The organism is Breoghania corrubedonensis, assembly GCF_003053845.1.
Classification (GTDB): Bacteria; Pseudomonadota; Alphaproteobacteria; order Rhizobiales; family Stappiaceae; genus Breoghania; species Breoghania corrubedonensis.
This window is the reverse complement of the sequence record NZ_QAYG01000001.1, coordinates 1,107,339-1,123,270: the sequence shown is the minus strand read 5'-3', so window position 1 is coordinate 1,123,270 and position 15,932 is coordinate 1,107,339. Positions and strand designations below refer to the sequence as shown.

The 15,932-nt window shown below is 63.5% G+C and carries 19 protein-coding genes; 15 read left to right on the top strand and 4 right to left on the bottom strand.

Features of this window, described 5'->3' with window-relative positions:
- Positions 1 to 75 precede the first annotated feature (75 nt).
- The 5 genes from odhB (at position 76) to C8N35_RS23825 (ending at position 4,770) form a co-directional block, all read left to right on the top strand.
- Positions 76 to 1,308: a 2-oxoglutarate dehydrogenase complex dihydrolipoyllysine-residue succinyltransferase gene (odhB, locus tag C8N35_RS04925; protein WP_107988445.1), complete on the top strand. Its 1,233-nt coding sequence runs from the start codon at positions 76 to 78 to the stop codon at positions 1,306 to 1,308.
- A gap of 113 nt (positions 1,309 to 1,421) precedes the next feature.
- A complete protein-coding gene (locus tag C8N35_RS04920; RefSeq protein WP_107988444.1) occupies positions 1,422 to 2,036 on the top strand; it encodes a LysE family translocator in 615 nt (204 codons plus the stop codon).
- Between the two features lie 88 nt (positions 2,037 to 2,124).
- Entirely contained in the window at positions 2,125 to 2,880 is a 756-nt protein-coding gene (locus tag C8N35_RS04915) for an SDR family oxidoreductase (protein ID WP_107988443.1), read from the top strand.
- 64 nt (positions 2,881 to 2,944) lie between these two features.
- A complete protein-coding gene (lpdA, locus tag C8N35_RS04910; protein ID WP_107988442.1) occupies positions 2,945 to 4,348 on the top strand; it encodes a dihydrolipoyl dehydrogenase in 1,404 nt (467 codons plus the stop codon).
- Positions 4,349 to 4,623: 275 nt separating this feature from the next.
- Positions 4,624 to 4,770: a hypothetical protein gene (locus tag C8N35_RS23825; RefSeq protein WP_170122024.1), complete on the top strand. Its 147-nt coding sequence runs from the start codon at positions 4,624 to 4,626 to the stop codon at positions 4,768 to 4,770.
- Positions 4,771 to 4,808: 38 nt separating this feature from the next.
- On the opposite strand, the gene C8N35_RS04905 is transcribed toward C8N35_RS23825, so the two are convergent.
- Complete coding sequence (locus tag C8N35_RS04905) at positions 4,809 to 5,672, bottom strand: GNAT family N-acetyltransferase (RefSeq protein ID WP_107988441.1); 864 nt, start codon at positions 5,670 to 5,672, stop codon at positions 4,809 to 4,811.
- A gap of 338 nt (positions 5,673 to 6,010) precedes the next feature.
- Between C8N35_RS04905 and C8N35_RS04900 the strand changes: the two genes are divergently transcribed.
- The 5 genes from C8N35_RS04900 (at position 6,011) to C8N35_RS04875 (ending at position 10,457) form a co-directional block, all read left to right on the top strand.
- Entirely contained in the window at positions 6,011 to 6,901 is an 891-nt protein-coding gene (locus C8N35_RS04900; RefSeq protein ID WP_107988440.1) for an alpha/beta hydrolase, read from the top strand.
- Positions 6,902 to 7,478: 577 nt separating this feature from the next.
- On the top strand, positions 7,479 to 7,670 hold the full coding sequence (locus tag C8N35_RS04890) for a PLDc N-terminal domain-containing protein (protein WP_107989093.1): 192 nt from the start codon (positions 7,479 to 7,481) through the stop codon (positions 7,668 to 7,670).
- Between the two features lie 355 nt (positions 7,671 to 8,025).
- Entirely contained in the window at positions 8,026 to 8,214 is a 189-nt protein-coding gene (locus tag C8N35_RS04885) for a NepR family anti-sigma factor (protein WP_245926658.1), read from the top strand.
- A 1-nt stretch (position 8,215) separates the two neighbouring features.
- Positions 8,216 to 8,794, top strand: a complete 579-nt coding sequence (locus C8N35_RS04880) for a sigma-70 family RNA polymerase sigma factor (RefSeq protein ID WP_107988437.1) — start codon at positions 8,216 to 8,218, stop codon at positions 8,792 to 8,794.
- Positions 8,781 to 10,457 (top strand): sensor histidine kinase, encoded by a 1,677-nt coding sequence (locus C8N35_RS04875; protein ID WP_107988436.1) that lies wholly within the window; start codon positions 8,781 to 8,783, stop codon positions 10,455 to 10,457. Before C8N35_RS04880 ends, C8N35_RS04875 begins: the two co-directional genes overlap by 14 nt.
- A gap of 257 nt (positions 10,458 to 10,714) precedes the next feature.
- Here the strand turns inward: C8N35_RS04875 and C8N35_RS04870 are convergent, their stop codons facing one another.
- Positions 10,715 to 10,894, bottom strand: a complete 180-nt coding sequence (locus C8N35_RS04870; protein ID WP_107989092.1) for a DUF1328 domain-containing protein — start codon at positions 10,892 to 10,894, stop codon at positions 10,715 to 10,717.
- A gap of 590 nt (positions 10,895 to 11,484) precedes the next feature.
- Here C8N35_RS04870 and C8N35_RS04865 point away from each other — a divergent pair.
- The 4 genes from C8N35_RS04865 to C8N35_RS04850 all read left to right on the top strand — a co-directional run bounded on the left by C8N35_RS04865 (position 11,485) and on the right by C8N35_RS04850 (position 14,068).
- Entirely contained in the window at positions 11,485 to 12,471 is a 987-nt protein-coding gene (locus C8N35_RS04865; protein ID WP_107988435.1) for a PRC-barrel domain-containing protein, read from the top strand.
- Positions 12,472 to 12,674: 203 nt separating this feature from the next.
- Positions 12,675 to 13,010 carry an ElaB/YgaM/YqjD family protein gene (locus C8N35_RS04860; protein WP_107988434.1) on the top strand — a complete coding sequence of 112 codons (336 nt, stop codon included), beginning with the start codon at positions 12,675 to 12,677 and terminating at the stop codon, positions 13,008 to 13,010.
- Positions 13,011 to 13,015: 5 nt separating this feature from the next.
- Positions 13,016 to 13,462 carry a hypothetical protein gene (locus tag C8N35_RS04855; RefSeq protein ID WP_107988433.1) on the top strand — a complete coding sequence of 149 codons (447 nt, stop codon included), beginning with the start codon at positions 13,016 to 13,018 and terminating at the stop codon, positions 13,460 to 13,462.
- Positions 13,463 to 13,552: 90 nt separating this feature from the next.
- Positions 13,553 to 14,068 (top strand): Dps family protein, encoded by a 516-nt coding sequence (locus C8N35_RS04850; RefSeq protein ID WP_107988432.1) that lies wholly within the window; start codon positions 13,553 to 13,555, stop codon positions 14,066 to 14,068.
- Positions 14,069 to 14,317: 249 nt separating this feature from the next.
- On the opposite strand, the gene C8N35_RS24350 is transcribed toward C8N35_RS04850, so the two are convergent.
- On the bottom strand, positions 14,318 to 14,530 hold the full coding sequence (locus C8N35_RS24350) for a NepR family anti-sigma factor (RefSeq protein WP_107988431.1): 213 nt from the start codon (positions 14,528 to 14,530) through the stop codon (positions 14,318 to 14,320).
- Between the two features lie 136 nt (positions 14,531 to 14,666).
- On the opposite strand from C8N35_RS24350, the gene C8N35_RS04840 reads away from it, so the two are divergent.
- On the top strand, positions 14,667 to 15,464 hold the full coding sequence (locus tag C8N35_RS04840; protein WP_107988430.1) for a response regulator: 798 nt from the start codon (positions 14,667 to 14,669) through the stop codon (positions 15,462 to 15,464).
- A gap of 126 nt (positions 15,465 to 15,590) precedes the next feature.
- Here C8N35_RS04840 and C8N35_RS04835 read toward each other — a convergent pair whose 3' ends face one another.
- The gene (locus tag C8N35_RS04835) at positions 15,591 to 15,788 is read right to left on the bottom strand and encodes a CsbD family protein (RefSeq protein WP_107988429.1); all 198 of its coding nucleotides are present in this window, start codon (positions 15,786 to 15,788) and stop codon (positions 15,591 to 15,593) included.
- Between the last annotated feature and the right edge of the window lie 144 nt (positions 15,789 to 15,932).

Here is a 15,932-nt window from a genome sequence, read left to right as displayed (position 1 = left end):
CACGAGCCCCCGCCGACCTCCGCATCTAGACCGTTTAAACCGCAGCTGGTCTGCCAATCGAAGAGACGAAATAAAATGGCAACGGAAATCCGCGTTCCCACCCTGGGCGAATCCGTGACCGAAGCCACCATCGCGCAGTGGTTCAAGAAGCCGGGCGAAGCCGTCGCGGCCGACGAGCCGCTCGTGGAGCTGGAAACCGACAAGGTGACGATCGAGGTTCCCGCGCCCGCCTCCGGCGCGCTGGAGAGCATCCTCGTGCAGGAAGGCGAGACCGTCGAGGTCGGCGCGCTTCTGGCCACGCTGGCCGAAGGCGCTTCCGGCTCCGCGCAGCCCGCCGAGGCAAAGGCCGAAAAGCCGGCGCCCGCCGCCGCCGCGCCCGCCAAGGCGGAAGCCCCGGCCGCGAAGTCCGCCGGCACCGACATGCCGCCGGCACCTTCCGCGCAGAAGATGATGGCCGAGAAGGGCGTTTCCGCCGATCAGGTCGAGGGCAGCGGCAAGCGCGGCCAGGTCCTGAAGGGCGACGTGATGGCCGCCATGGAGAAGACGTCCGCGTCGTCTCCCGCCGCCTCGCCAGCCGCCGCACGCGGCCCGGTCGCGGTAGAGGACGAGACGCGCGAGGAACGCGTGCGCATGACCAAGCTGCGCCAGACCATCGCCCGCCGCCTGAAGGACGCGCAGAACACCGCCGCCATGCTGACCACCTATAACGAGGTGGACATGGGCCCGGTGATGGAGCTTCGGAAGACCTACAAGGATCTTTTCGAGAAGAAGCACGGCGTCAAGCTCGGCTTCATGGGCTTCTTCACCAAGGCGGTCTGCCACGCGCTGAAGGAAGTTCCCGCGGTCAACGCCGAGATCGACGGCACCGACCTCATCTACAAGAACTTCTGCCACATCGGCGTGGCGGTCGGCACCGACAAGGGCCTTGTTGTGCCCGTGGTGCGCGATGCCGACGCCATGTCGATCGCCGAGATCGAGAAGAAGATCGGCGAGTTCGGACGCAAGGCACGTGACGGCAAGCTTGGCATCGACGAGATGCAGGGCGGCACCTTCACCATCTCCAACGGTGGTGTCTACGGGTCGCTGATGTCGTCACCGATCCTGAACGCGCCGCAGTCCGGCATTCTCGGCATGCACAAGATCCAGGAGCGGCCGATGGTCGTGAACGGTCAGATCGTGGCGCGCCCGATGATGTACCTGGCGCTCAGCTACGATCACCGCGTGGTCGACGGCAAGGAAGCCGTCACCTTCCTGGTGCGCGTCAAGGAGAGCCTCGAGGACATCCAGCGCCTCGTGCTGGATCTCTGATCGCGTCACATGAGGCCGCTTCCCTGTGGAGGCGGCCTTTGCGCGGTCCGGGTCGGCAATGGGACAATGAAGACGGGGCCGCAAAGCGCGACCCGAGCGTGGGGGCTGCGGAGATGAGCCTGGAATTCCTGATCACTGCACTCATCGTCGTGCTCGTGCCTGGGACCGGTGTCGTTTACACCGTCGCCATCGGGCTTTCGCGCGGGCGGATCGCGGCGGTCGCCGCGGCGCTTGGCTGCACGTTCGGTATCGTGCCATCCATCGCGGCCGCCATTCTGGGGCTTTCGGCGCTCATGCATGCCGGCGCTCTCGCCTTCCAGGTGCTGAAATATGCCGGCGCAGCCTACCTGTTCTATCTCGCCTGGCAGACGTTGCGGGAAACCGGCCCGGTCGCCATCGGACGGCCCGAAGGCGGGCGCAAGTCGCTTGCCGCCATCGCGCGCACGGGCTGCCTGATCAACGTTCTCAACCCGAAGCTCACCGTCTTTTTCCTCGCCTTTCTGCCGCAATTCGTCTCGCACGGATCGGCATCCGCGACAGCGCAGATGCTGGCGATGAGCGCGGTCTTCATGGCGATGACCTTCGCGGTCTTCGTCGTCTACGGTGCGTTCGCGGCCCTCTTCGGTGAGGCGGTGCTGAAGCGCGAGACCGTGGTCACCTGGATGCGCCGCTCCGTCGCGCTGGCCTTCGCCGGCTTCGGTGTGAAGCTGGCGCTGGCAAGCCGCTGAACGGGAGGCCCCTGGAAGACGTGGCCAATGACAACATGACCCCAGCAGATATGAAACGACGGACGCCTGCCTCAAGGAGGGCACCGAGATGAGCGCGCCCGTCATGTTGGTCACCGGCGGCTCGCGCGGCATCGGTGCCGCCACGGCGCGTCTCGCTGCGGAATGCGGCTACCATGTCGTCGTGAACTACATGTCCGATGCCGCCGCGGCCGAGTTCGTCGTCGGCGACATCATCGCCGATGGCGGCAAGGCCTATGCCGTGCGCGCCGACATCTCGGACGAGAACGCCATCCTCGCCATGTACGATGAACTCGACGGCCGCCTGGGGCGGCTGGACGTTCTGGTCAACAATGCCGGTATCGTCGACGAGGTCGCCCGGCTTGAGGACATGAGTGCGGAGCGCCTGCACCGCATGTTCGATGTCAACGTGATCGGTTCGATGCTGTGCGCGCGCGAGGCGGTCTCGCGCATGTCGGTGAACCATGGCGGGCGCGGCGGCGCGATCGTCAATGTCTCCTCCGCCTCCGCCCGTATCGGTTCCCCCGCGCAATATATCGACTATGCTGCCGCCAAGGGCGCCATCGACACCTTCACCATGGCGCTGGCCAAGGAGGTGGTGGCGGACCGCATCCGCGTGAATGCGGTCAGGCCCGGCATCATCGATACGGACATTCACGCCAGCGGCGGCGACCCTGACCGGGTGGCGCGGGTCGGCGCAAGCCTGCCGATGGGGCGCGCCGGCACGGCTGACGAGGTCGCGCGCGCCATTTTGTGGCTCGCCTCCGATGCGGCGTCCTACACCACCGGCGCGGTGGTGGACGTCTCCGGCGGGCGCGCCATCTAGAAATCAAGCGGTCCGGCGGCGCCTCCCGCGGCCGGGCGGGAAATCAACGTGTAAAGAGGCTCCGATGTCCTACGATCTCTGCATTATCGGCTCCGGCCCCGGCGGTTACGTCTGCGCGGTCAAGGCGGCTCAGCTCGGCCTGAAGGTCGCCGTTGTCGAGAAGCGCGCAACCTATGGCGGCACCTGCCTGAACATCGGCTGCATCCCGTCCAAGGCGCTGCTGCACACCTCCGAGATGTTTGATGAAGCCGGCCACAGCTTCGAGGGCTTCGGCATCAAGGTCGGCAAGCCGAAGCTCGATCTCCCCGCCATGATGAAGCACAAGGAAGACGTCATCGATGCCAACACTGGCGGCGTGGCGTTCCTGTTCAAGAAGAACAAGATCGACGCGTTCCACGGCACCGGCAAGATCGCGGCGCCCGGCAAGGTCGAGGTCACGGGCGAGGACGGCACGACCCAGACGGTGGAGGCGAAGAACATCGTCATCGCCACCGGCTCCGAGGTCACGCCGCTGCCGGGCATCGAGATCGACGAGAAGCAGGTCGTCTCCTCCACCGGCGCGCTGTCGCTGGACAAGGTGCCGGGCAAGATGATCGTCGTCGGCGCGGGCGTGATCGGCCTGGAGCTCGGCTCTGTCTGGCGCCGTCTCGGTGCCGAGGTGACGGTGGTGGAATTCCTCGACCGCATCCTGCCGGGCATGGATGGTGACGTCGCCAAGAATTTCCAGCGCATCCTCAAGAAGCAGGGCTTCGAGTTCAAGCTCTCCTCCAAGGTCACGGGCGTGGAGAAGAAGGGCAAGGGCCTGGCGGTCTCCGTCGAACCCGCTTCGGGTGACGCGGCCGCCGAAACACTCGATGCGGATGTGGTGCTGGTCGCCATCGGCCGCCGTCCCTTCACCGAGGGCCTCGGCCTGGAAGAGGTCGGCGTGGAGCTGGACGAGCGTAAGCGCGTCAAGACCGACGGCCACTTCAAGACCAACATCGACGGCATCTATGCGATCGGCGATGTCATCGTCGGCCCGATGCTCGCCCACAAGGGCGAGGACGAGGGCGCAGCGCTGGCCGAGATCCTCGCCGGGCAGGCCGGCCACGTGAACTACGACGTCATTCCGGGTGTGGTCTACACCATGCCGGAGGTCGCTTCGCTCGGTAAGACCGAAGAGGAGCTGAAGGCGGCCGGCATCAAGTACAAGGCCGGCAAGTATCCCTTCTCCGCCAACGGCCGCGCCCGCGCCATGGGCCACACGGACGGCTTCGTGAAGATCCTGGCCGATGCCGAGACGGACAAGGTGCTGGGCGCCCACATGATCGGCGCCGGCGTCGGCGAGATGATCCACGAACTGGCCGTTCTTATGGAATTCGGCGGCTCGTCCGAGGATCTGGCCCGCACCTGCCACGCCCACCCGACCCTGTCGGAGGCCGTGCGCGAGGCGGCGATGGCGACCTACGACAAGCCGATTCACATCTGATCTTGCGATCGCTTGACTATACAAGGCGCGTCCGGCGGGGAACCGGGCGCGCCTTTTTCTGTTCAGGCCGGAAGGGCAACGGAGAGCGTCTGCGGGCGCTGGTTTTCCTTTCCCCCATCTCCCTCGTGCCTGGAGCGCTTTGCGATCAAACGGACCCGTTTGATACGAATATGCTCCAGCGGGAACTTGCAGGCCGTCGGGACGTTTGTTGCAGGCACAAGGGCTCCGGATACCGTCTGGGCCTTCCGCAAGAAACCCCAGGGGGCCTGAAATCCATGAACCGCAACGCACTTGTCGCGCTCGTCGCCGTCCTCGCCGTGGCGGCCGGTACATTCGGCTATCTCTACTATCAGGAGCGCCAGCAGAAGACCGGTATCCAGATCGAAATGGGCAATGACGGGCTCTCCGTGGAGACGAAGTAGGCCTTCCCCCTCCCGCCTTGCCGTAGCGGGTGGCCGTATTATCCCAGTGCGAAGGCCGTGATCGCGAAGATGCGATGGAGTGGCAGATCGGGAGCCTTGCCGCGATACATGCGCGCCGTTTCGAAAATCGGCGAGAATTCGTATCGCTCGGCAAGCCGTGTCGCCGCCTCGTTGGGCTCGGGGAGGTCGAGATACACCATCCGGCCCTTTGCCTGGCCGGCCAGCGCGCGCAGCAGCACGTCCGCGGCTGCCTCGTCCTCGGCGAAGAGCGGGCCGATCTTGAAGCCTTCCACGCAGGCGCGGATGGTGCCGTATCCCAGCAGGTTGCCGTCTTCCACCAATGAGAAGCTGGCCCGGCTGTCGACACCGGGGGCAAGCCAGTTTTTCAGGAAGTTCTCGCGCGGCGCCCCGAAATTCTCGAGGTCGTAGTCGCGTACCGTGGGAAAGAGCCCCTGGCCGATGCGCGCAAGCCGTGGATCTGGCGGCGTGTCGAGCGTCGAGATCCCGCCGTAACGCAGGTTGCGGTGAGCGCGCTCGAAGCCGGAGCGCGCGTAATTCGCCTGCTGCGCGACAACTCCGTCAAGCCCCACCGTGCCACGTGGCATCACCGTGTCGAGCCTGTTCAGGCCGGCCTGCCACACGGGCCAGCCGTAGCCCTGGCCGCGATAGTCCGGGCGGCAGATGTACAGCCCCAGAAATCCGAATTGCCGGCTGTAGGCGACGGCCGAGATCGCGGCGACCGGCTCGTCGCCCGCAAAACCCATCAGGAAGCCGTCGGGATCGGCGATGCGATAGGCGGCCGCGTCGTCCAGGCCCGGATTCCATCCCTCCTCACGCCCCCATTCAAGCGCCAGCTTCAGATCAACGAGTGTCATCGGGCGGACGGTCACGGGGGCGGTCATGAGCTGTTCGGGTCCTGTGGTGTTTTGCAAAGCGTAGCGCGGTGACGTGCCCGCGCCCAGAGTGCATTTCGATGAAGACTGGAGCGCTTTCCGATCAAACGGCCCGGTTTGATCGACAAGACTATGCTCCAGCGAAAGCGGGCGGATCGAACAGGCGTAAAGAGCTGATAAAAAAGGATATTTGACATTCAGTCATTTCTGTTGCGACCCCGGGATGCGTGAAGACGGGCCGCGCCGGGCTTGCTGACGGGGGCGGTATGGCGGTGTTGCAATCGCTATCGCGGCACGCCAAAGTGGCGCCGGAGTCGCTTCGGGCTCTTATGAAACCAGCGAGCGCGATGCGATACACATCTTTCCTGCCTGCGGTCGTGGCGGCGGCGCTTTTCGCCGCGCTCTCGCTGGCTCCCGCCCGGGCGCTCGACCTTCCGCTCAAGGCTTTCAAGAACGATCTCTTCTCCGACCAGCCGATCATCGAGGTCTCCGACGACGGAGCGCTCGTCGTGATCGACTACAAAAAACAGCGCGATCTCTACGGCCGCGACACGGTGCCGGAAAAGCGCGTGCGCGAGGCCTACGTTTCCACGCTGGTCTCCCGTCATCAGGCCGAAGAGACGCTGAGCCTCGGAGATCATCGGGTGGCCTTCACCCGCGTCGGCCCCAAGCGCCGTGCCGCGTTCTCCGTGATCTTCATTCACGGGCGCGGCGGCGACCGTACGCTCGGCGTCAACGACTACACGTTCGGCGGCAATTTCAACCGGCTGAAGAATCTCGTCGTCCAGAACGGCGGGAGCTACTATTCCCCCACCATCCGCGATTTCGGCGCGGGCGGGATCGACGCGATCGGCAGGTTGATCGGAGAGGTTTCCGAGCGCGATCGCGGCCGCCCGGTGATCCTCGCCTGTGCCTCGATGGGCAGTTTCATCTGCTGGGGCGTCGCCAGGGACGCGGGCGTCGTCTCGCATCTGGCGGGGCTTGCCATCCTGGGCGGGGCGTCTGATCTCGATTTTTCGCGCTCCATTGCCTATCGTCGGCGCGTTCCCGTCTATTTCACCCACGGCGGCGACGATCCCGTCTATCCGGCGAACGAGCAGATCGCCTTCTTCCGCTCCCTGCATGAAACGGGATATCCGACGCGGCTGACGCTGTTTGCCACCGGTTCCCACGGCACGCCGATCCGCATGACGGACTGGTGGCGGCTGCTCAACTGGATGCTGGCGCAGGGTCGCTGACGCTTTTCCTTGCAGTTCTGGTTCTGCCCGGTCGGGATCTCTCGGCGGCGGTCGCGCGTCTTTCGAAAAAAATTGTCTGGAACTATCCTGCGCTACGCAGAGTTGTCTTGCCGAATGCCCGATAAATCGGAACAACAATCCATGAAATCGAGGATTTTGCTCCGTGAGAAGCGAATGAAAGGCACCTGAAGCGAGGCACGAGAGCGATGAAAGACGAATTGCCGAACAAAAGCACCCCAGACGGGAAGCGTATGCAGCCGGTAATTCTTACGCTCGCAGCCGGGATGGTCATGTGCCTTCTTTATCTCGTTTCGCTGAGTTTATGGGCACTTACCGCAAATATGTCGACGGCCCGCGACCGGCCGATGCTCGTTTCACTCGAGGCGCCCACGCATACCGACGGGGCTCGGGGCGAACCGCTGGCCCGCTAGAGCATATTCCGACCGGATCGGAACGATTCGTGACCGTGGCTTGGCCACGCGTTCGCGGACCGGGGCTCAAGGCCGGGCTTGGGCCTGCGTGATGCAAGAGCGGGTTTTCGCCGGCATGCGCCGTTTCAAGTATAAGGAGAATGAAGATGGGAATCGAAGTTGGTGGCCTGCTGGGCCTGGTCATTCTCGTCCTTGACGTCTACGCGATCGTCAAGATCGTGGGCTCAGGCGCGTCCACGGCATCCAAGGTCCTGTGGGTCGTGCTGATCCTTCTGCTGCCGCTGCTGGGATTCCTGTTGTGGCTGCTGGCCGGGCCTTCCCGGGCATCCTACGCCTGATGGCGTCCCGCGGTCTCGATACGGCCGGGCGTGAGAACCGCTCCGCGCCGTATCGTCAAGCCGCAGTTGACGCGAGCGGGGGGGAAAGGCGGTTCCCCGGAGCTTCAAAATTTATTGGATGCCTGTGGAACCGACTGTCGTTCGCCGCGTTCATTTCGTAGCGTTGTCTGAACGATCCGCGTCAAATCGACAGGATATCCTGCCGGACGCCCGTTGAAAGGCGTAAGAAAGTCCACCGCACGGCCGTACCCGGTACGGTTGAGGCGGGCGGCCCTGCGTATCGGGCCGTTGAGTAAAGTCAGTCCTGACAAGCCGTGCCAGGGCCGGCGAGGGAGTAACCATGAAAAGAGACATCATGGCAGATGGTGATGACGGCCGGTCGGAGCGTTCCGGATTTAGCGAAGATATTCAGGCCAAGATCGGAAATCAGCTCAAGTCGATCTACGATAGCGTGCTCGACGAACCTGTGCCCGATCGCATCGCGGGCCTGCTGAAGCAGCTGGAACAGGCGGGCGAGACGAGCAAGAACCGGGGTAGGGAATAGCATGGCTGAAGTGACCCCGGATCTTCGCAACGAGTTCATTGCGTGCATCCCGAGCATGCGTGCCTTCGCGTCCTCCCTGACCGGCGCCGGCGACCGTGCCGACGATCTCGTTCAGGAAGCGCTGATGAAGGCGTGGGCGAACCTGCATTCCTTCACCGCCGGCACGAACATGCGTGCCTGGCTGTTCACCATCCTGCGCAATACGTTCTATTCCAACTGCCGCAAGCTCAAGCGCGAGGTGCAGGATACGGACGGAACCTATGCCGCCAATCTGGCGGAACATCCCCAACAGCACGGTCATCTCGATTTCGCCGATTTCCGCATCGCCCTCGACAAGCTTCCTCACGATCAGCGCGAGGCGCTCATTCTTATCGGCGCGTCGGGCTTTTCCTATGAGGAGGCATCGGAAATTTGCGGATGTGCGATCGGTACGGTAAAAAGCCGCGTCAATCGCGCCCGGGCTAAATTGGCGGAAATGCTCAGCGTTTCCTCGGCCGACGATTTCGGCCCCGACGGCTCTGCCCAGGCAGTCCTTTCCGTAACCTCTGTACCGACGGCAAAAAGTCGTGCCATGGGCTAAGCTACCCACCACAAGCTCGAAAATCGATCGCCGTCTGTTCGGCTACATAGCGGGCGCCCTGGTTCCTCTTGCAGCGCTCGCCTTCGCCTTTTCCTACGCCGATCACGTGCGCAGGGCAGATACGGAACGGTCCGATTTTATCGATTACGCGCGATTGATCGGCCAGTCGAGCGCCAAGATCATTGCGCGCGCGGAAGGCTTCGCGGCCGGTCTGACCGCGCGCGAGGACGCGAGCGCTGTCGACTGCGATGCCGTTTTCGGCGCGTTGCAGGGCGAGTTGCGCCAGGCCATGAGCATCCGCGTCGCGGTCGGCGGCGAACAGGTCTGTGCGCGTGTGCGTTTCCGCGAGGGCGATACCGTTTCCTCCGTGCTCAAGGAAATCCGCGAAAGCGAACATCAGGCCATTGTCGTCACGCGGACGTCTGACGACGATCGGGTATCCGTCTCCATCGGCCTGCGGCCGCGCGCCGTCCTCACCGCTCCCATTGCCGCAACGACATCGAGCCACGCCAGTTTCGCACTCCTGTCGCCCGATGGCAGCGTGCTCGCCGACTATTCCGACCGCCAGGAAGAGAAGGCCGATTTCCTCAAGCTGCTGGATGACGGTGATTTTTCCGCCGCGGCCCCCAGCCGGGGGGTGCGAGCCAGCGATGGCTGGCTTATCGCTGTCGTTCCCATAACGGGGACCGATTTCCGCATCGCCACCGGTGTTTTGCCGCCGCAGGCCGCCTTCGAGCCATGGCTGTCCGTCGCCAAGGCCCTGTTGCTGCCGGTCACACTGCTGGCGGCGGTCTTTGTCGTGCTGCGTTTCGGCGTGCAGCGTTTCCTGCTGAGCTACCTGCGTCATATCTACGGAACCTTCCGCCAGTACGGGGCGGGCGATACGGATGCGCGCGTCGGGCGGCTGGAGCGCGCGCCGGCCGAGATTCAGCTTCTCGGCATGACCTTCGACATGATGGCCGACCGCATCGCCTACCGCACGCGGGATCTGGAAAACTCGCTCGCCGAACAGCAACGGCTGACGCGCGAACTCCATCACCGGATCAAGAACACCCTGCAAATGATCGCCAGTCTGCTCGGCATGCAGCGTCGCGAGGCGAAGCGTGCCAGCGACAAGGCGGTGCTGCGCGTGGCGCTGGAGCGCGTCCAGGGCATTTCCGCCGCCTTCCGCGTGTCCTACGCCACCAACGAGGGGACGGATGTGGGGCTGGAGGATCTCGTACGCGAGGTGGTCGACGCGCTGCGCGAACCGTGCCGGCTGACGGCCAGCCGCGTCCGCTTTTCCGTCGATGATCCGCATCGCACCACGATCGTGCTCGACAAGGCTATCCCGCTCGCCTTCATTCTGGCCGAACTTCTGCCGCCGCGTTTTGATGTGCTGCTGCCGGGCGAGGCCGTCTCGGTCTCCATTGTCGGCGGCCAGATCGCTCGACTGCATATTTCCGGCCCACCGGGCTACGCGGAGGTGACGTACGGGGACCCCGAATCTCCCCTCACCACGCGGCTGATGCGCGCCTATCTTGGCCAGCTCTCCGCCGATTTCGAGGTTGAGGGTACGGCCACCACGCTGCTGATCCCCGTGAAGGACGCCGCTGCACCCGAGCGCGCGCCCTTTGCGCATACCCCGCCTCGGCCCTCGCCCACCACCACCGTCGTTCGCTGACCGCGCGCGCTGCGTGGCTCTGGCCCTTGGCGCGCTACGCGAAAGGCGTGGCTCGCACTCCTGTCGGCCTGGCTGTCCAGGCCGTATGGGGCCTGCCGCCCGAACATTCGCGACACCGCAGGGCAGCCCGCCTCGCGCCCCGCGCAAAAGAAATCGCCCCGCCTTCCGGCGACCCTGAGGGGTCGGGAAAGGCGGGGCGATTTTCGCGTTTAGAGTCTTCTTTGTTTTATTTCCGCAATACTACGCCGGGCGGCGCGTCACGAGACCGGCGGCCGGCGACCGGTGACGAGCCCATAGACGAGAGAGATGACCAGAAGCGCCAGAGCGACGAAGAAGATGATCTTTGCGATACCGATCGCGGTGCCGGCGATTCCGCCAAAACCGAGAACGGCGGCGATGATCGCGATAATCAGAAAGGTAATGGCCCAACCGAACATGATAAACTCCTGTGGTTTCCATGCATTCATGACAAGATAGACGTTCAGCGTCGTGTGCGCCTTCGGGTAGTAAACGCGGTCAGGCCGGTTTGGTTCGCGGGAAAAGCGCGAAAAGCGAAGAAAAGAGAAAACGCATTTACGGAAGAGGCGGGAGGCGGCCGGATGCCCTGGGCTGGCGGTGGGGTATTGTCCGGCCTTGTGTTCGCAGATGATCTGAAAATCAATATCGAAAAACGAATTAGCAATATCGAACAACGAATTAAACGGTGCACCGGAAAGGCACGGAGCTTCCGGAAGTCTCTTCCCGGGACCGGTAGCCACTACCCTCATCCGCTACCAGGGACGAATGATGTGAGGCAGTGAAGAAAGAGCGCTGCAAATTTATCCGCCAATCTACACTTTATAATATGGGGCCGCGCGAACCTGTATCCGGTTGCCGCACAGAAAAACGTTTTGAAGAACTGATGGGAACTTTGTGATCATCCGCCCGTTGTTGTGGCATCTGACGGCCACGCCGGGACGAGCGGTCCGCTAAAACGTTTCGTCCGGCGCGGCCAGTATGCCACTGAGACATACCGGGAGATTGTATCATGATCCGCACACTTTTGACGACCACTGCCCTGACGGCCATGCTGACCGCAGGTGCCTTCGCCGCCGAGCCGGCCAAGACGACCAACGACGCGGCCGGCGCGACCTCCTATTCCGCCGACACGACCAAGACAGGTGCCGCCGACACCATGTCGGGCGAGCGCTATGTGCGCGCCGCGAAGGGGCAGCTTCTCGCATCCGAGGTCATGGGTGAAACCGTCTACAACAGCGCCGGAGAAAACGCCGAGTCCATCGGCGACGTGAACGATGTGGTGATGTCGCCGGAAGGCGATGCCGAGGCGATCGTCATCGGTGTCGGCGGGTTCCTCGGCGTCGGCGAGAAAGAAGTCGCCGTGAATTTCGATCGCGTTTCCTGGGCGGAGCGAGACGGCGACCGTTATCTGACCATCGACGCGACCAAGGACGATCTTGAATCGGCGCCGGCCTTCGACCGCTCCGTCTTCGAGCCGAGCCAGGAAGACATGAAGACGTCGATGTCCGACGACACTGCGACGGCGGATGGCTCCAGCGTGGCCGGTGACATGGCTGCCAACGACAAGACGATGAACAGCCAGACGATGGACAGCGACACCACCTCGGCCGCCGGGTCCGTGGCCGCCTCCGACGATGCCATGAAGAGCGCCGAGAACGGCGATATGGCCGGTACAAGCGTCGATCCGTCCGTACTGAGTGCTGACGAGATGATCGGCACCGCGGTCTACGGCGCCAACGACAGCGACCTTGGCGAAGTCAACGACGTTATCGTATCGCCCGACGGCAAGCTCGTTGGCTACGTCATCGATGTCGGCGGTTTCCTGGGCCTTGGCGAAAAGCCCGTCGCACTCGACGCCAGCAAGCTGAACGTCACCAAGAACGCCAATGGTGAGATGCAGATCCACACCACGCTGACGCAGGACGAGCTGAAGTCCTATCCGACCTATTCGGAGGAAGCCTACAAGGCCAATCCGGACGCCGTTCTGGTGCGCTGACAGTAACCGTGGGAACGGGGAGAGGGTCCTTTGAAGGAGCCTTCCCTCGCCCGCAGGAAAAACGCCGGCCGTGGGCCGGCGTTTTTTGTTCCGCGCGGCTTTCCGCTTGCGCGAGTTCTTTCCCGCACCGCCACCTTTTTTATGAAAATGCCGGAACGCGGCCGCTGTTCGGGCGTTTCCCGTCAGAACACAAGGAGATCCCAATGGCAACCGCCGCAAAGTCAACCGCCACGGCCGACACCGCCGGGGCCAATGCCCAGGATATCGAAGCCGAGCTTGCCCGCGTTCGCGAGGATATCGCCGCACTCGCGCGCTCTATCCAGTCCTACGGCACGGCCAAGACCGACGAGGTCAAATCCCGTGCGTCAAAGGCTGGCAATGATATAGCCGCGGCCTCGCAGGATGCGCTCGAACAGGTGCGTCGCGAGTTCGAGGGGCTGGAAAGTCAGTTGCAGGGTCAGGTTCGCCGCCATCCCCTGCAGGCGCTCGGCATCGCCGCCGGCATCGGGTTTCTGGCCGCCTTTCTGATGAGGCGCTGATCCCCGTGTTCTCGCGACTGGGTCCCCTCATCGCCTCCACGCTTTTCTCGGATGTTGCGCCGGCCTTGCGCCGGGCCAGACGCAACACGGTGCTCTACGGTCTTTGCGCGGTGTTCGCCCTGACCGGCTATGGCGCGCTGGTGATTGCGCTGGGCATCTGGATCGGCGAGGCGTACGGTGCTCTGGAGGCCGCCTTCACCATTGCCGTTGCAATGATCGCGCTGGCGGTTCTCGTCCTTTTGGTGGTGATGATCGCGAACCGGATCGACCGGCGTCGACATGCCGCCCGTGACCGATCCCGCACGATGACCGCGACGCTGGCGCTTTCGCTGCTGCCGGTCGTGGTTCGCTCGCGACCGCTCATGGCGACAGCCGTTGCCGGCGGGCTGGCCTTCGTCATCCTCAGCATGCTTTCGGGCGGGGATGACGATGCGGGGCCGCAGGGCGAGTGATTTCTTTCCCCCAATGCAGCGGGAAAGCGCTGCAGAGTTTGCTCAACCAGTACGGCGGGAACCCGCCGGAAATTTCGAAGGAGTTTTGAAATGGCCAATGCTGCCGCTTCTGTTCTCAAGCCTGTTGCCCATGACGAACAGCTCAATACCGGGCTCGATGCCAAGTATCGCGAAGAGATGGCGGAGCTGCTGTCGCAGGTTCTCATCTCCACCTACCAGCTGACGATCAAGAGCCAGATCTATCACTGGAATGTCGTCGGCCCGCTTTTCAAGTCGCTGCACGAGCTGACCGAGGAACATTACAACGCCTTGTTCGAGGCCGCCGATATCGTGGCCGAGCGCATCCGTGCGCTGGGGCACTTGGCGCCGGCGACGATCGGCGAGACGTCCGGCTTCTCGCCCAAGGGCAAGGATGTCGACCACGGCTCCGCGATCGAGATGGTCAAGGACCTGATCACCGATCACGAAACGGCGGTACGCACAATGCGCAAGGCCGGCGTGAAGGCCGATGAGGCCGGCGACCTGGTCACCGCCGACATGCTGACCGCCCGCATGACCTTCCACGAGAAGGCCCTGTGGATGCTGCGTGCGATCATCACCCAGTAAACAGGCACCGCGCCACAAGGCGGGGGCCGTGTAGGCGCGGCTGCAAGCGCGGGTTTTCGGCCGAGAAAACAAGAAAGACGCCCCACGCGGAGCTTTTCCGCGCGGGGCGTCTTGTGCGGATATTGTGAAGAGCGGACCGGATCCGCAACGCGGCTGCGAAAGCGGGCGGCCGCGAAACACGAAAAAAGCGGGCTGTCGCCCGCATGCCACCGATCACCCCTTCGATGTCGCTGAAGCCGTCCTGTGCGATCAGTCCCTGCCGTTCTGGGCCTTTTCCGCCGCGTCGAGCCGGTTCAGCAGATCGAGGAAACGATCGGGAATGCCCTCGTCCTGAACCGACTGGTAGAGCCCGCGCAATTGCTCGGAAATCTGCAGTTGGGCAGCCTGGGTTCCGCCGTCCTCTGTCGTTTCGCGCGCTGCGGCGCTTTCGGGGGGGAGGGGGTTTTTCTTCTTGCCGCTCATGTTACACAGATCCGTGGTCCTAATTCTGAACACCGCAGTGCGATTACAAAAAACAATCGAACTGCGGAACCTTTTTAGCCCATGTTCGTTGGCATGCTGTCAAAGATAACACTTGCCTGCAATCGGGGAGTTTCTCATGTCGCTATCCACTCGGGTGGCCTCTCATCTGCCGTACCTGCGGCGCTACGCGCGGGCTGTAACCGGATCTCAGAGTTCAGGCGATGCCTATGTCGCGGCGGTGCTCGAAGCGCTGATCGCCGATGTCTCGGCTTTTCCTGAAACGTCCAGTGATCGTGTTTCGCTCTACAAACTCTTCTCGACCATCTTCGGTTCCACGCGGATCGACGTGCCGGAAGTCGACTCCCCCTTCGCATGGGAGCGCAAGGCGTCGGCAAATCTCCAGGCGATCCCGCCATTTGCCTGCCAGGCCTTCCTGCTGATTTCGGTGGAAGGGTTCTCCTCCTCACAAGTGGCGGAAATCCTGGGTGTCGAGGAAAGCCGTATCGGTGATCTTCTCACCGAGGCCGGGCGCGAACTGTCGCAGCGCATCGCCACGGAAATCATGATCATCGAGGATGAACCGCTCATCGCGATGGATCTCGAATACATTGTGGAGGAACTGGGGCACAAGGTCACGGGCGTCGCGCGCACCCACACCCAGGCGGTGGATCTGTTCCAGCGCACCGCGCCCAAGCTGATCCTCGCGGATATCCAGCTCGCCGACGGTTCCTCCGGTATCGACGCGGTGAACGACATCCTGAAGGAAAACTCGCTGCCGGTGATCTTCATCACCGCCTTTCCCGAGCGCCTGCTTACCGGTGAGCGCCCCGAGCCGACCTTCCTCATCACCAAGCCGTTCAATCCCGACATGGTGAAGGCGCTGATCAACCAGGCGCTGTTCTTCAACGAAAACGTCGGTGCGACCACCGCCTGAGGCGCCTCGTCCCGCCATGCGACCCACGAAAAAGCCGGCGCCGCGATTTCGTCGCGCGCCGGCTTTTGTCGCTCGTCCCGCCATTCGGCTGCACCCGCGCTGAGGCGGGGGGGCCGATGCGCGCGATCAGTGGTTGTTCAGCCAGTCGTCGATCTCGCGCTCGGCCGCATCTTCCGCCTTGCCGTAGCGCTCCTGGAGCTTGCCGGCCAGCTGCTTGCGGTTGCCGGCGATGACGTCGAGGTCGTCACCCGTCAGCTTGCCCCACTGGGTCTGAACCTTGCCCTTGACCTGTTCCCAGTTGCCTTCGACCTGATTCCAGTTCATCCGAATTTCCTTTCATGACACAGGGGCCGCGGACGGCCCCTAACGGGTTAAATCCGCGAGGGAAGTCCGGTCGCGGTTCCCCAATAGAACGTTCCCTTGGCGCGGTTGGTTCCCCCGTCCCGCCGCCGGTGGAACCCGGTACGC

Excerpts from the sequence above, each read along its gene's own strand:
- C8N35_RS04850 (WP_107988432.1), top strand. The coding sequence starts at position 13,553 with ATGGCCAATGCTGCCGCTTCTGTTCTCAAGCCTGTTGCCCATGACGAA.
- lpdA (WP_107988442.1), top strand. The coding sequence starts at position 2,945 with ATGTCCTACGATCTCTGCATTATCGGCTCCGGCCCCGGCGGTTACGTC.
- C8N35_RS04900 (WP_107988440.1), top strand. The coding sequence starts at position 6,011 with ATGCGATACACATCTTTCCTGCCTGCGGTCGTGGCGGCGGCGCTTTTC.
- C8N35_RS04885 (WP_245926658.1), top strand. The coding sequence starts at position 8,026 with ATGGCAGATGGTGATGACGGCCGGTCGGAGCGTTCCGGATTTAGCGAA.
- C8N35_RS04905 (WP_107988441.1), bottom strand. The coding sequence starts at position 5,672 with ATGACCGCCCCCGTGACCGTCCGCCCGATGACACTCGTTGATCTGAAG.
- C8N35_RS24350 (WP_107988431.1), bottom strand. The coding sequence starts at position 14,530 with ATGAGCGGCAAGAAGAAAAACCCCCTCCCCCCCGAAAGCGCCGCAGCG.
- C8N35_RS04915 (WP_107988443.1), top strand. The coding sequence starts at position 2,125 with ATGAGCGCGCCCGTCATGTTGGTCACCGGCGGCTCGCGCGGCATCGGT.
- odhB (WP_107988445.1), top strand. The coding sequence starts at position 76 with ATGGCAACGGAAATCCGCGTTCCCACCCTGGGCGAATCCGTGACCGAA.
- C8N35_RS04870 (WP_107989092.1), bottom strand. The coding sequence starts at position 10,894 with ATGTTCGGTTGGGCCATTACCTTTCTGATTATCGCGATCATCGCCGCC.
- C8N35_RS04860 (WP_107988434.1), top strand. The coding sequence starts at position 12,675 with ATGGCAACCGCCGCAAAGTCAACCGCCACGGCCGACACCGCCGGGGCC.
- C8N35_RS23825 (WP_170122024.1), top strand. The coding sequence starts at position 4,624 with ATGAACCGCAACGCACTTGTCGCGCTCGTCGCCGTCCTCGCCGTGGCG.
- C8N35_RS04865 (WP_107988435.1), top strand. The coding sequence starts at position 11,485 with ATGATCCGCACACTTTTGACGACCACTGCCCTGACGGCCATGCTGACC.
- C8N35_RS04920 (WP_107988444.1), top strand. The coding sequence starts at position 1,422 with ATGAGCCTGGAATTCCTGATCACTGCACTCATCGTCGTGCTCGTGCCT.
- C8N35_RS04840 (WP_107988430.1), top strand. The coding sequence starts at position 14,667 with ATGTCGCTATCCACTCGGGTGGCCTCTCATCTGCCGTACCTGCGGCGC.
- C8N35_RS04835 (WP_107988429.1), bottom strand. The coding sequence starts at position 15,788 with ATGAACTGGAATCAGGTCGAAGGCAACTGGGAACAGGTCAAGGGCAAG.
- C8N35_RS04890 (WP_107989093.1), top strand. The coding sequence starts at position 7,479 with ATGGGAATCGAAGTTGGTGGCCTGCTGGGCCTGGTCATTCTCGTCCTT.
- C8N35_RS04880 (WP_107988437.1), top strand. The coding sequence starts at position 8,216 with ATGGCTGAAGTGACCCCGGATCTTCGCAACGAGTTCATTGCGTGCATC.